General features: G+C 45.5%; 13 protein-coding genes. 3 read left to right on the forward strand and 10 right to left on the reverse strand.

Annotated elements, in window-relative coordinates:
* The first annotated feature begins 2 nt into the window (after positions 1–2).
* A complete protein-coding gene (locus ICN26_RS09385) occupies positions 3–1,283 on the forward strand; it encodes an FAD-binding oxidoreductase (RefSeq protein WP_255534466.1) in 1,281 nt (426 codons plus the stop codon).
* A 274-nt stretch (positions 1,284–1,557) separates the two neighbouring features.
* Here ICN26_RS09385 and ICN26_RS09390 read toward each other — a convergent pair whose 3' ends face one another.
* The 10 genes from ICN26_RS09390 to uvrB form a co-directional block, all read right to left on the reverse strand.
* Positions 1,558–1,926: a Rap1a/Tai family immunity protein gene (locus ICN26_RS09390; RefSeq protein ID WP_216268150.1), complete on the reverse strand. Its 369-nt coding sequence runs from the start codon at positions 1,924–1,926 to the stop codon at positions 1,558–1,560.
* 17 nt (positions 1,927–1,943) lie between these two features.
* On the reverse strand, positions 1,944–3,059 hold the full coding sequence (locus tag ICN26_RS09395; RefSeq protein WP_216268151.1) for a DUF3300 domain-containing protein: 1,116 nt from the start codon (positions 3,057–3,059) through the stop codon (positions 1,944–1,946).
* 49 nt (positions 3,060–3,108) lie between these two features.
* Positions 3,109–3,447 (reverse strand): ISC system 2Fe-2S type ferredoxin, encoded by a 339-nt coding sequence (fdx, locus tag ICN26_RS09400; protein WP_216268152.1) that lies wholly within the window; start codon positions 3,445–3,447, stop codon positions 3,109–3,111.
* Between the two features lie 18 nt (positions 3,448–3,465).
* Entirely contained in the window at positions 3,466–5,331 is a 1,866-nt protein-coding gene (hscA, locus tag ICN26_RS09405; RefSeq protein WP_216268153.1) for a Fe-S protein assembly chaperone HscA, read from the reverse strand.
* Positions 5,332–5,349: 18 nt separating this feature from the next.
* On the reverse strand, positions 5,350–5,889 hold the full coding sequence (gene hscB / locus ICN26_RS09410; RefSeq protein ID WP_215354232.1) for a Fe-S protein assembly co-chaperone HscB: 540 nt from the start codon (positions 5,887–5,889) through the stop codon (positions 5,350–5,352).
* Positions 5,855–6,178 (reverse strand): iron-sulfur cluster assembly protein IscA, encoded by a 324-nt coding sequence (gene iscA, locus ICN26_RS09415; RefSeq protein WP_216268154.1) that lies wholly within the window; start codon positions 6,176–6,178, stop codon positions 5,855–5,857. The genes hscB and iscA overlap by 35 nt, the downstream gene beginning before the upstream one ends.
* A gap of 20 nt (positions 6,179–6,198) precedes the next feature.
* Positions 6,199–6,585 carry a Fe-S cluster assembly scaffold IscU gene (gene iscU / locus ICN26_RS09420; RefSeq protein ID WP_046330506.1) on the reverse strand — a complete coding sequence of 129 codons (387 nt, stop codon included), beginning with the start codon at positions 6,583–6,585 and terminating at the stop codon, positions 6,199–6,201.
* Positions 6,586–6,653: 68 nt separating this feature from the next.
* Positions 6,654–7,913: an IscS subfamily cysteine desulfurase gene (locus ICN26_RS09425; protein WP_439650731.1), complete on the reverse strand. Its 1,260-nt coding sequence runs from the start codon at positions 7,911–7,913 to the stop codon at positions 6,654–6,656.
* Positions 7,914–7,956: 43 nt separating this feature from the next.
* Positions 7,957–8,526 (reverse strand): Fe-S cluster assembly transcription factor, encoded by a 570-nt coding sequence (locus ICN26_RS09430; RefSeq protein ID WP_216268155.1) that lies wholly within the window; start codon positions 8,524–8,526, stop codon positions 7,957–7,959.
* A 118-nt stretch (positions 8,527–8,644) separates the two neighbouring features.
* Complete coding sequence (uvrB, locus tag ICN26_RS09435) at positions 8,645–10,798, reverse strand: excinuclease ABC subunit UvrB (protein ID WP_255534467.1); 2,154 nt, start codon at positions 10,796–10,798, stop codon at positions 8,645–8,647.
* 149 nt (positions 10,799–10,947) lie between these two features.
* Here uvrB and ICN26_RS09440 point away from each other — a divergent pair, with 149 nt between their 5' ends.
* On the forward strand, positions 10,948–12,147 hold the full coding sequence (locus ICN26_RS09440; RefSeq protein WP_216268156.1) for an amino acid aminotransferase: 1,200 nt from the start codon (positions 10,948–10,950) through the stop codon (positions 12,145–12,147).
* A gap of 42 nt (positions 12,148–12,189) precedes the next feature.
* Entirely contained in the window at positions 12,190–13,488 is a 1,299-nt protein-coding gene (locus ICN26_RS09445; RefSeq protein WP_216268157.1) for a polyhydroxyalkanoate depolymerase, read from the forward strand.
* Positions 13,489–13,531: the final 43 nt, after the last annotated feature.

Consider the following 13,531-nt stretch of genomic DNA (forward strand, 5'->3'; position numbering starts at 1 on the left):
TATTGAAACCCAAAAATGTTGAAGAGGTCGCCTCCTTAGTTGCACTATGCAATCAAAATAGAATACCGATTGTTCCCCAAGGTGGAAACACTGGACTTTGTGGAGGCGCAACCCCTATCAGTGACTATCCATCCGTAGTGATTGTCACAAGCAGACTCAATCAAATCCATGAAGTTAACCTAGAAAACTCTACGATTACCCTTGATTCCGGAGTGCTACTAGCTAACGCTCAAGAGGCTGCAAAACAATCGGGAAGGTTATTTCCCTTAAGCCTAGCATCTGAGGGGAGCTGCACTATTGGTGGAAACTTATCCACCAACGCAGGGGGAGTGCAAGTTCTTCGCTATGGAAATATGCGCGATCTCACCCTAGGTCTTGAGGTAGTTACTCCATCTGGAGAGATATTTGATGGTTTACGAGGCCTCAGAAAAGACAACACGGGATACTCCTTAAAAGATATCTATATTGGCTCTGAAGGAACTCTTGGAATTATTACTGCTGCGACACTAAAACTATTCTCATTGCCTCGCTCTAAAGCTACAGCTCTAGTTGCACTTACGGATATGCAATCCAGTATCAAACTCATTGAATTAATAAACCAACATTGCAATGCCGATTTAACTGCGTTTGAGATTATTTCATCTTCAGCCCTAAATCTTTTCAGCAGCAAGATGAAGAAATTAGCTGGACTACTCGATGATCAATGTCAATGGGCGGCGTTAATTGAATTATCTAGCATGGAGGATGAAGAAAAATCATATGCACAGCTTGAGACTTTACTTGAGAGGGCCTTTGATATTGGACTAATTAACGATGCTGCCTTGTCTAAATCTCTACAGCAGTCAAAAGATCTCTGGAGAATGAGAGAAGGAATACCAGAGGCGCAGTTTATCTTAGGGACAATCGTGAAGCATGATATTTCATTACCAATATCCGAACTAGCAAAATTTGTTGCATCAACAGAACTAAAGTTAAAAAACTTTTGGCCTCATTTGCAAACAGTCATTTTTGGACATATTGGTGATGGCAATCTTCACTACAACATCGCCCCTATTAATCCCAAACTTTCTGAAGAGCTTGAAAGAAGACGAAATGAGATTAATCACTTGGTTCATGACGAAGTTTATAAATATTCTGGTTCATTTTCAGCCGAACATGGAATCGGCCAACTAAAGCGAGATGAACTGACAACAAGAAAAAGTTTTATAGAGTTGGAATTGATGAGAAGTATAAAAAAGGCTCTAGACCCAAATGGGATCATGAATCCTAGAAAAGTGCTTTAAAGTCCAATCCACAAGAGTTTCCTTAAAAGACCTCCCTATAAATAGCTGCCGCATGATGAAGCTTGATTTCAGGTGGGCTATTTATAAGTAAGTATGATTCCAAGAAAAAACCACCCCGTAGGGTGGTTTGAAAAATAAATCTATGGAGGTACTACCTAAGAATGAACAACAACTTCATCGTATTCCATTGATAGCCTCCCCCGACGAGGAATTGCTTACTTAACGTGCACAATGCCTCAGATTGGTGCAATAGCTAATACTACCCAAGTGCCTACTATTTGCAGGGATACATTGCTTCAAAGAAGCGAACCAGCGTCTTAGCTGCGCGCTCTTGATGGAATTGGGGATTATTTTGATTCCAAACCAAGAACTCCTGAAGAATAACTTCTCTGGTACCAGCTTCCGATGAGAAACAAATACTCATCTTTTGTTTTGAATTGCGATTGGCAAGATAAGCCTGATAAACACCCTCTCCAAAACCAAAGCAAAAGTTCTGAGCATCCGCATCGTTGAGGTTTTTGCATAGCTCAACCAATGCAGTAGTGGAGGCATCATTTTTAGGCAGGTCGGACTGAGCAAAAGCATTTACCTGCGACAGCAAGACTGCACCAATGACAAGTGGGATTATCCGGAATAGTTTCATAGTGTCTTCTTTAGAGATTAACGCCTAAATCCACCCATACGACCACCGCCAAAACCGCCGCGACCACCGAATCGATCATCATTCATTCGATCAGCACGCGCTTGCTCTCGCATCGCATTTTCTTGGGCAGCCTCACGATAGGTATTTGGATTACTACGATCTTGCTGGTAATCATTTCTTGCCTCTTGATTTAGGCGATCAGCTTGAGCGCGCTCTTGTGGCGTAGCATTTTTCTGAAAAGCGCTATCTGCTCGTTGCCCCGCTGCTCTGGCCGCTTGTCGATCTTGCGGGCTCGCATTATTTTTCCAATCATTGAGAAGGCGCTGTTGGTTCTGAATACTACTCGGACCAATTAGCCCCCTATTCGATCTTCCAGGAGAATTTGTATTGTTCACATTAATCGTGCCATCAGACCAGCTAGGTGTGGACCAAAATGCACCACCTACTGCCATGCCAAGACCAAATGACATCATTCCCCAAGCGGGGTTGTAAGCAGGATATGGCGGGTAGTCTGGATAAGGCCAAGCTCCATAAACAACGGAGGGGTTATAGCTCGGCACGTAGACCACTTGAGTATTGGCGGGACCAATTAATACGTTCGAGTTAGCATCAGTACTGACTGTAATTTGCTGATTTGATTTGAGAGTTCCAGCTTGAACGGCACGCTTGCGTAAAACCTGCACCGCCTTCATCGTATCTGCTGGTTGTAGCTTATAAGCATTACCCAGATTTTGGGTCCACTGTAATTTACTACCCATCATATTGAATGCTTGCGGGAATACGATCAGTGACTTCACGCTATCGTTCCACGATTGCGCTTTGAGAGCATCCCCTAATGCAGTGCCACTCAGTTTGGAATTGCTGTTACGCCAGTTATAGGCTTCAGCCACTTCCAGTGGATAAGTTGATGCCAATAGCATCAAAGACAGCAAGGAGTCTGGGTATAAAGCAATCGGAGAGAGTAAGGACTGCAATTGCTCTGATGAAATCAACTGTGGCGAACTGCTATAGCCACCACTTTGGGTATAGGACTGTGGATAGTCGATATTTTGATAGGGATCACTATTATTTGAACAAGCACTCAAGAGCGCTGTAAGCCCAATCAAATATCCTGCTTTATTCTGAATATTCATACGCTCGTTAATCCTCTTGTATTTCTAGAGTGTAATACCGAGCCAGAAATTAGTGATTTTCTTTAGCGTGGTTAATGGAGTATTTCGGGATCTCAATGACTAGGTCCTGGCGCGCCACAATGGCCTGACAAGATAAGCGAGACTGAGGATTGAGTCCCCATGCACGGTCTAACAAATCTTCTTCATTCTCATCAGGTTCATTCAGACTCTGATAACCCTCTTTTACAATTACGTGACAGGTAGTACAAGCGCAGACCATATCGCAGGCATGTTCAATCGGAATCTGGTTTTCTAGCAAGGCTTCACAAACGGAGGTGCCTGGAGTTACTTCAAGTACAGCACCTTCAGGGCAATACTCGCTATGGGGTAGAACGACGATCTGAGTCATTTGGGTAATTTTCTTTTCTTAAATTTCTGCAACATTCTTACCGGCTAATGCCCTCTTAATACTGGCATTCATACGCTTTTGGGCAAACTCATCGGTAGCCTTAGCGGCATGATCGACTGCTTTTCTGAGAATGGCGCTATCAGTTTCTTCTGTAAGCAACTTTTGTAAGATGGCCATTTCTTGATCAACCTCAGCCTGCTCTTGAGAACTCAATAATCCACGATCAGAATCCAAAGCAGTTTGTACAGCATCTAGTAATCGCTGGGCATTCACTTGCTCTTCACGCAAAGATCTTGAGAGGAGATCTATTTTGGCTGAGGCAAAACCATCTTGCAGCATGCGGGCAATCTCAGCATCAGTCAAACCATATGATGGCTTAATATCTATTGAGGCTTGCACACCTGAGCCCTGCTCCATGGCGCTTACAGAAAGTAATCCATCTGCATCTACTTGATAGGTCACGCGTATACGGGCAGCACCAGCAGCCATTGGCGGGATGCCACGCAATTCAAACTTGCCTAAAGAGCGACAGTCTTGCGCCAACTCTCTCTCGCCCTGCACCACCTGAATTGCTAAAGCAGTTTGACCATCTTTAAAAGTCGTGAAATCCTGAGCACGCGCTACCGGAATAGGCGTATTGCGAGGAATAATTTTTTCTACTAAGCCACCCATGGTTTCAATACCGAGAGACAGTGGAATGACATCCAATAGAAGCCACTCATCATCCTTGCTTTGATTGCCGGCAAGCAAGTCAGCCTGCATTGCGGCGCCCAAAGCGACAACCTGATCTGGATTGAGATTGTTTAAGGGTTTAGTGCCGAAGAGCTCGCCCACCGCACGTTGTACATGAGGCATGCGAGTTGCTCCACCAACCATCACAACACCCTTGACTTCATCAGCCTTAAGGCCTGCATCGCGTAAGGCCTTCTTCACGGCAAGCAAAGTCTTATTGATTAAGTTCTGAGTGATTTCAAAAAACTGCGCTTGGCTCACTCCCACATTAATCACGGAGCCATCTACAAGGGTTTCATGAACACGTGCTAATGGATTGTGACTTAATTGCTCTTTAGCATGTCTGCAAGAAAGTAAGAGCTTACGGTGATCTTGAATCGACAGTGGTGAAAGCTTAGCTTGCTCGATCACCCAACAATAAAGACGATGGTCAAAATCATCGCCACCCAAAGCAGAATCGCCGCCAGTTGAGAGTACTTCAAATACACCTCTGCTCATACGCAGAATGGAGATATCAAAAGTACCGCCACCTAAATCGTAAACCGCGTAGATACCCTCGGAGGCATTATCTAAACCATAGGCAATGGCAGCGGCAGTAGGCTCATTGAGTAGACGTAAAACTTCAATACCAGCCAACTTCGCAGCATCTTTAGTTGCTTGACGCTGAGCATCATCAAAATAAGCGGGCACAGTAATCACTGCGCCAACGATGTCATCATTAACTGAGTCTTCTGCCAACTGGCGCAAGCGTGCCAGAATTTCTGCTGAAACTTCAATGGGACTCTTATCACCCGCCACTGTTTTGATCTTTAACATCCCGGGCTCATCGACAAAGTCGTAAGGAGCGCTTTCGATATTCTCTACATCCACAATACCCCGGCCCATGAAACGTTTCACAGAAACGATCGTATTTTTGGGATCAGAGACAATACTTTCAGAGGCCTCGAAGCCCGCTTGGGTTCTACCATTTGGGAGATAACGCACCACAGAAGGAAGCAACTCGCGCCCTTCTGAATCAGGGAGAACCTGAGGCAATGCATCTCGCACAATTGCGACCAAGGAGTTAGTGGTACCTAAATCAATACCTACCGCAATCCGACGCTGATGCGGAGCAAGTGATTTACCAGGTTCGGAGATTTGCAATAAGGCCATGGGGTCTAAAGTGTAAAGCTACACCAAAGCTGAGATAGCATCATCTAGCTCTAGCGCAAACTTATCAATAAAAAGCAGGCCTCTAAGTAACTCAGCTGCGCGCTCATAGTTCTTAGCTCTATCAATAGCCTGTGTAATTTCTACCAAGATATCTCGCTTGGCTTGATCAACCTCTTCAGCTAGAGCTTCGAGTGCTCCGAGATCCTCATCTTGATCTTCAAGACTTTCACGCCATTCCATTTGCTTCATCAGAAAAGCCGCTGGCATGGCCGTATTAGTCTCAAGACGCGCATCCACTTTGTGGAGTTGGCAAAGATAGAGTCCACGCTGAATGGGATTTTTCAAAGTTTGAAATGCAGTATTAGCTAGGGTAGCCATTTGCATTGCCAACCTTTGCTCGGTATCGCTACCGCGAGCATGGCGATCGGGATGAACTTCTTTTTGGATCGCCAAATAGGCTTGATCTAGTGCAGACAAATCGAGATTGAATTGCTGCTCTAAACCAAAGAAATTAAAGTAATTGTCAGACGCGGAAGGATTCACCACAACCACACTCATCTTTTACGTTCGGGTTTTGGAACTTAAAGCCTTCGTTCAAACCTTCACGTACAAAGTCTAATTCGGTGCCATCTAAATAGGCCAAACTCTTAGGATCAATAAAGATGGTGATGCCATTAGATTCAAATTTCGCATCTTCAGGGGCAGCCTCATCCACATATTCCAGTTGATAGGCTAAGCCCGAGCAACCAGTAGTGCGAACACCTAAGCGTAAGCCGCAACCTTTTCCGCGCTTATCTAAATTGCGCTGAACATGTTTCGCTGCTTTGTCGGTTAAGGTAATTGACATGATGAAAGCCTTTTTTATCTTTACAGGGCCGGATGCTTTTCTTTGTAATCGGCCACTGCTGCCTTGATCGCATCTTCAGCCAAGATAGAGCAGTGAATTTTTACTGGTGGCAAAGCCAACTCTTCAGCAATCAAGGAGTTCTTAATCTCTAAGGCTTGATCCAATGTTTTCCCTTTTACCCACTCAGTAACTAGTGAAGATGATGCAATCGCAGAACCACAACCATAGGTCTTGAACTTGGCATCCTCAATCACACCCTGATCGTTTACACGAATCTGTAACTTCATCACGTCACCACACGCAGGTGCACCGACCATGCCGGTACCTACTTGGTCATCGCCTTTTTCAAAAGAACCCACATTGCGGGGATTTTCATAATGATCAATTACTTTGTCGCTATATGCCATGGTGTTTTCTCGCTATCTCTTTTATCTTTAATCTTGCTTCAATATATTCAATGCTTATTCAATAACTCTTAGTGAGCTGCCCACTGGATGGTGCTGAGGTCAATACCATCCTTAAACATTTCCCACAGAGGTGAAAGTTCGCGTAACTTCGCAATCTTCTCTTTAACTAATTTGATCGTGAAATCCACTTCTTCTTCAGTAGTAAAGCGTCCCAAAGTAAAACGAATTGAGCTATGTGCCAATTCATCATTGCGACCAAGAGCGCGCAATACATAAGAAGGCTCTAAGGATGCTGAAGTACATGCAGAACCAGAAGAAATAGCCAAATCTTTCAAGGCCATCAACATCGACTCGCCTTCAACATAGTTAAAGCTGATATTGAGGTTATGTGGAACACGGTGGTCCATGTCTCCGTTAACGTAAACCTCTTCAATATCCTTTAAACCATTAAGCAGGCGATCGCGTAGAGCGCGGATACGAGCATTGCCTGAGGTCATCTCAAGGCGTGCGATACGGAAAGCTTCGCCTAGGCCAACGATTTGATGAACAGCTAATGTGCCTGAACGCATACCGCGCTCATGACCGCCGCCATGAATCTGTGCCTCAATACGAATACGTGGCTTACGACGCACAAACAAGGCGCCGATACCTTTAGGACCATAGGACTTGTGAGCAGAAAAGCTCATTAAATCAACTTTAGTTTTCTCTAAATCGATTTCTACTTTGCCGGTAGCTTGCGCTGCATCCACATGAAAAATCACACCACGTGAGCGGCATAACTCGCCAATACCTGGAATATCTTGGATCACGCCAATCTCGTTATTGACATACATCACTGACAACAAAATAGTGCCTGGCTTCATTGCCGCTTCTAGCTGAGCGAAATCAATCAAACCGTTTGGCAGGACATCTAAGTAAGTGACTTCAAAACCTTCGCGCTCGAGCTCACGGCAAGTATCTAAAGTAGCCTTGTGCTCTGTCTTCACGGTAATGATGTGATTACCACGGTCTTTATAAAAGTGCGCAGCACCCTTAAGCGCTAAATTAATACTTTCAGTTGCGCCACTAGTAAATACGATCTCCCTTGGGTCGGCATGCACTAACTGGGCGACTTCTGAACGCGCCCACTCAACCGCTTCCTCTGCAGCCCATCCGTAGGCATGGCTACGAGATGCAGCATTACCAAATTGCTCGCGCAAGTAAGGCAACATCTTATCTACCACGCGCGGATCAATCGGAGTAGTAGCCGAATAGTCCATATAAACCGGAAAATGCTTAGGACTAAACATCGGTATTGACTGCTGGGGAATGTCTTGTGGTGCGTTCATTTTTTGCTTATCGATTAACAGGTAAAGAGATTGATCTCTTGGATTAACTTTGCCGAGCTAGATTAAAAACAGAATTCACTAGAGGACGCTTCGGGGCATCTTCTTTCTTTGCTGCGACTGCTGGTGCCAGCTTTTCTGCCTTAACACTGTCGGCCTTGATTTTCTTGGGGCGCAAATCATGCAATACGATCCCGCGTCCAGATTGCTGGTGCACCAAGTCTCGCAATGACACGGAACTCAAGTACTCCACCATCTTGGCATTCAGGTTCGACCAAAGATCATGAGTCATGCAATGGCCTTGGCTTTCTTCATCGGTATGACAGTTGCCCTTACCGCCACATTGAGTTGCGTCCAGGGGTTCATCTACGGCCACAATAATGTCAGCCACGCTAATTTCCTCGGATTTACGGGCTAGGGTGTAACCACCACCAGGTCCACGAGTACTTTCAACGATATTGAAGCGGCGTAACTTGCCGAATAGTTGCTCTAAATAAGAGAGGGAAATCTTCTGTCTTTGGCTAATTCCGGCCAAAGTTACAGGCCCGTGCGTCTCACGCAGGGCTAAGTCGATCATTGCGGTTACTGCAAAACGGCCTTTAGTTGTAAGTCTCATATGTCACCTTGGTAATGGATTGTTATGGACAGCTAACAGTCGGGCGGGTAATACCCGACCATTCCACTCAACTTTACCATATACCCCACTAAATTGCTCAGGCATTAACCCCTCAGGTCTAAATGGCGTCCCGGGAACGAGCCCCAAACGCCATTTCCTTCACCTTAGTCAATCTGTCGCGGGTAGAGGCGGCCTTTTCAAACTCCAAATTCTTGGCCTCAGAGTTCATTTGCTTCTCTAAACGCTTGATTTCGCCCGCCAGGTCCTTCTCGCTCATATCCTCATAGCGTGCCCGCTCCTGCTCAACTTGCATCTCAGAGCGCTTCTCTTTGACGTCATAGACCCCGTCAATAATGTCTTTAATGCGCTTTTTAACGCCACGGGGCTCAATCCCATTAGCCTTATTGAAGGCAATTTGTTTGGTACGGCGACGCTCCGTTTCGCCCATCGCCCGCTTCATGGAGTCGGTAATACGGTCGGCATACAAAATCGCCTTACCTTTGACGTTTCGTGCCGCTCTACCAATGGTTTGAATCAAACTGCGCTCAGAACGCAAAAAGCCCTCTTTATCTGCATCCAAAATGGCGACTAGAGAGACCTCTGGAATATCTAGGCCCTCGCGTAATAAATTAATACCTACCAATACGTCAAAGACACCTAAACGTAAGTCACGCAGAATTTCTACGCGCTCCACCGTATCGATATCGGAGTGCACGTAGCGTACTTTTACTCCGTTATCTGATAAGTAATCGGTAAGTTGTTCGGCCATGCGTTTTGTTAATACCGTTACTAAAACGCGTTCATGGACTTTGACTCGCTCATGAATCTGATTCAGCAGATCATCAACTTGAGTACTTGCTGGCAATACTTCGATTTCTGGATCGACTAATCCGGTTGGTCTTGCTACTTGCTCTACCACTTGTCCCGTATGCGTATTTTCGTAATCGGCTGGCGTTGCAGAGACAAACACGGTTTGACGCATCTTGGTTTCAAACTCAGTAAATTTGAGTGGGCGGTTATCCATCGCTGAAGGCAAACGGAATCCAAACTCTACTAAGGTATGTTTGCGAGACTTATCGCCGTTATACATCGCGTTGAGCTGACCTATGAGGACATGACTCTCATCTAAGAACATGAGTGCGTCATTGGGCAAGTAGTCCACCAAGGTAGGCGGCGCCTCACCAGGCATAGCGCCTGAGAGGTGGCGAGAATAGTTCTCAATACCTTTGCAGAAGCCTAATTCGTTGAGCATCTCCAGGTCAAAGCGGGTACGCTGCTCTAAACGCTGCGCTTCAACCAGCTTGCCATCTTTTACAAATTCATCCAAGCGGATACGTAACTCTGCCTTGATAGTTTCAATCGCTTTGAGGACTGTGTCACGCGGCGTGACATAGTGCGAGCTTGGATAGACGGTAAAGCGTGGAATCTTCTGACGAATTTTTCCAGTCAGTGGATCAAAGAATTGCAAGCTCTCGATAACATCATCAAAGAGTTCAACGCGAACAGCTAATTCATTATGCTCAGCCGGAAAAATATCAATCGTGTCGCCGCGAACTCGGAAAACACCGCGCTTGAAATCGGTTTCATTGCGGTCGTATTGCATCGCAATTAAGCGCATCAAAATATCGCGCTGACTCATCTTGTCACCAGGGCGTAAAGTCATCACCATGCTGTGATAGTCACCTGGATTACCAATACCGTAAATTGCAGATACAGTGGCTACGATGATGACATCGCGTCGCTCCAACAAACTCTTAGTAGCAGACAGTCGCATTTGCTCAATATGTTCATTGATAGATGAATCCTTTTCAATAAACAAATCTCGTGTCGGAACGTAGGCCTCCGGCTGGTAGTAATCGTAGTAACTAACAAAGTACTCCACCGCATTTTTAGGAAAAAACTCCCGAAACTCACTATAGAGCTGGGCAGCTAAGGTCTTGTTTGGGGCAAAAATGATGGCGGGACGACCTGTCCTGGCAATCACATTGGCCATGGTGAAGGTCTTACCCGAGCCAGTAACCCCCAACAGCGTCTGAAATGTCAGTCCATCCTCAATACCAGCCACTAAAGCATCAATTGCAGCCGGCTGATCGCCTGCGGGCGGAAATGGCTGGTACAGGTGAAATGGGGAATCAGGGAAGGAAACGAATTTGGATGGGTCTAAATCGTGACCTACCTCACCCAAAGGATCGGCTACAGGGGTTTTCTTGCTTTCGGCAACTGGGGAATTCGAGGAAGTTTTAGGCAACTTGGGGGGCATCTCAGCTATCATTTCAACTGTAAGTTTTAGTTCACAGCGAATTTTGTACAAACATCGATTTTGCCGTTTTTATTAAGAAATAGTTGAATCTAGCCTCAAAAACAGCCACTCAAAGCAAATTTAACTGAAATATCCTCTTATCCACCCTTTCTGATCATCAAATGAACCTTTTTACTTCAGTCCAGCTAGCCCCTAAAGACCCTATTTTTGGCCTCACAGAAGCCTATGTCGCCGACCAACGCGCAGACAAGGTAAACCTAGGTGTTGGTGTGTATTACACCGACGAAGGCAAGGTACCTCTTTTGAAAGCAGTAATTCAGGCTGAGGAGGCAATAGTTGCAAAGCGTTCCCCGCGCAGCTACATTCCAATCGAAGGCCCAAATCCATACAACAGCGCAGTTCAGAATTTATTATTCGGGGCCGATTCCTCGCTTATAAAAGATGGTCGCGTGGTTACCGCTGAGTGTCTTGGTGGAACTGGTGCATTGCGGGTTGGCGCTGACTTTATTAAGCGCCTTAACTTAAATGCGCCTTGTGCTATTAGCAATCCAACCTGGGAAAACCACCGCGGTATTTTTGAATCCGCTGGCTTTGAAGTAGTTGAGTACACCTACTTCGATGGCAAAACCCGCGGCGTAGATTTTGATGGCATGGTGAAGTCTTTAGAGTCTTTCCCAAAGTACACCACAGTATTACTTCACGCTTGCTGCCACAACCCAACTGGTGCTGACATTACAGAAGCGCAATGGCGTCAAGTGATTGACATATGTAAGGCAAAAGAACTCATTCCATTTTTAGACATGGCCTACCAAGGCTTTGCTGATGGTATTGAAAAAGATGGTATTGCAGTTCGTTTGTTTGCCCAGTCTGGGATGTCTTTCTTTGTATCGAGCTCCTTCTCCAAATCATTCTCACTCTATGGCGAGCGTGTTGGTGCTTTGTCTATCGTGACGCAAAGTAAAGATGAATCCACTCGTGTGCTCTCTCAATTGAAGCGCGTGATTCGTACAAATTATTCCAATCCTCCGACTCACGGCGCCGCAATTGCAGCTGCTGTTTTGAATTCACCAGAACTCAGACAGCTTTGGGAAGATGAGCTGGCTGAAATGCGTGATCGCATCAAAGCAATGCGTCATGGATTGGTTGAAAAATTGGCTGCTGCTGGCGTCAAGCAAGACTTTACTTTTATTGAAGCGCAGCGCGGTATGTTCTCGTACTCCGGCTTAAGCGCTGAACAAGTAGAGCGCTTACAAAAGGAAGATGGTATTTATGCCCTCTCAACTGGCCGTATTTGTGTTGCCGCCCTTAATACTAAAAATATTGACAAGGTAGCTAAAGCAATCGCCCGTGTATTGGCATAACAGCAAGTAATAAGCGGTTACACTGAATTATCAGGAGACATCATGCTATATCAGTTACACGAATTTCAAAAAGCTTTACTTCAACCCGTAAGTTCATGGGCTCGAGCAGCATCTGAAGCTTTTATCAACGCCTCTAATCCCGCATCAAAGGTTCCGGGGTCTGAACGTCTAGCTGCAAGTTATGAACTCCTGCATCGTCTTGGTAAAGACTATAAAAAACCAGAATTTGGTATCCGCTCAGTACAGGCACATGGTCGCGAAGTAGCGATTCATGAAAGAACGATTGTTGCTAAAGCGTTTTGTAATTTAATTCGTTTTAAGCGTTTTTCTGATGATGTTGATGTCATTAAAAAACTCAAGGGCGATCCAGTAGTCTTAGTAGTGGCTCCTCTGTCTGGTCACCACTCTACATTGCTACGTGATACTGTACGGACTCTATTGCAAGATCACAAGGTTTACATTACCGACTGGATTGATGCTCGCATTGTTCCTGCTGAAGATGGCAGCTTTAGCTTAGATGACTTCGTTCACTATCTGCAAGATTTCATTCGTACTATTGGTGCAGATGATTTACATGTGATCTCTGTATGTCAACCTACTGTTCCTACCTTGGGTGCAATCTCATTGATGGCTTCTGCTGGCGAGAAAACACCCGCCTCTATGATCATGATGGGCGGCCCAATTGATGCGCGCAAATCACCAACTGCAGTTAACAACTTAGCTGATCAAAAGTCCTATGACTGGTTTGAAAGTCATGTGATTTACAAGGTACCGCCAAGCTATCCAGGCGCTGGTCGCAAAGTATATCCAGGCTTTTTACAGCACACTGGCTTTATTGCCATGAACCCACAGAACCACATGCAGTCACATTGGGATTTCTTCCAAAACTTGGTGCGTGGCGATGAACAAGACGCCGCATCCCATATTCGTTTTTATGATGAATACAACGCAGTATTGGATATGGATGCACAGTATTATCTAGACACCATTAAGACGGTTTTCCAAGACTATGCCTTACCGAATGGCTCATGGGCGGTATCAGGTGATCTAGTGAAGCCACAAGATATTAAGAAAACTGCACTTCTCACTGTTGAAGGTGAGTTAGACGATATCTCTGGCAGTGGGCAAACCCGCGCAGCACATGCTTTGTGCGCAGGAATTCCGAAAGCCGATAAGGATCACTACGAAGTTGCTGGTGCTGGTCACTATGGCATCTTCTCTGGTCGTCGTTGGCGCGAGAAGGTGTATCCAAAGATTAAATCGTTTATTCGTGAGCACCAAGGCGTGCAGAAGAAAACCCGCGCTAGACCTCCGAAACTAGAGGGCTCAAAGTCTGCATAAATCAGCGGCGCGACTTTCGAGTCGCGCTTCTAGTTTTAGGGCT

The sequence above is a fragment of the Polynucleobacter hallstattensis genome, from assembly GCF_018881835.1.
In the GTDB taxonomy this organism is placed as follows: Bacteria; Pseudomonadota; Gammaproteobacteria; order Burkholderiales; family Burkholderiaceae; genus Polynucleobacter; species Polynucleobacter hallstattensis.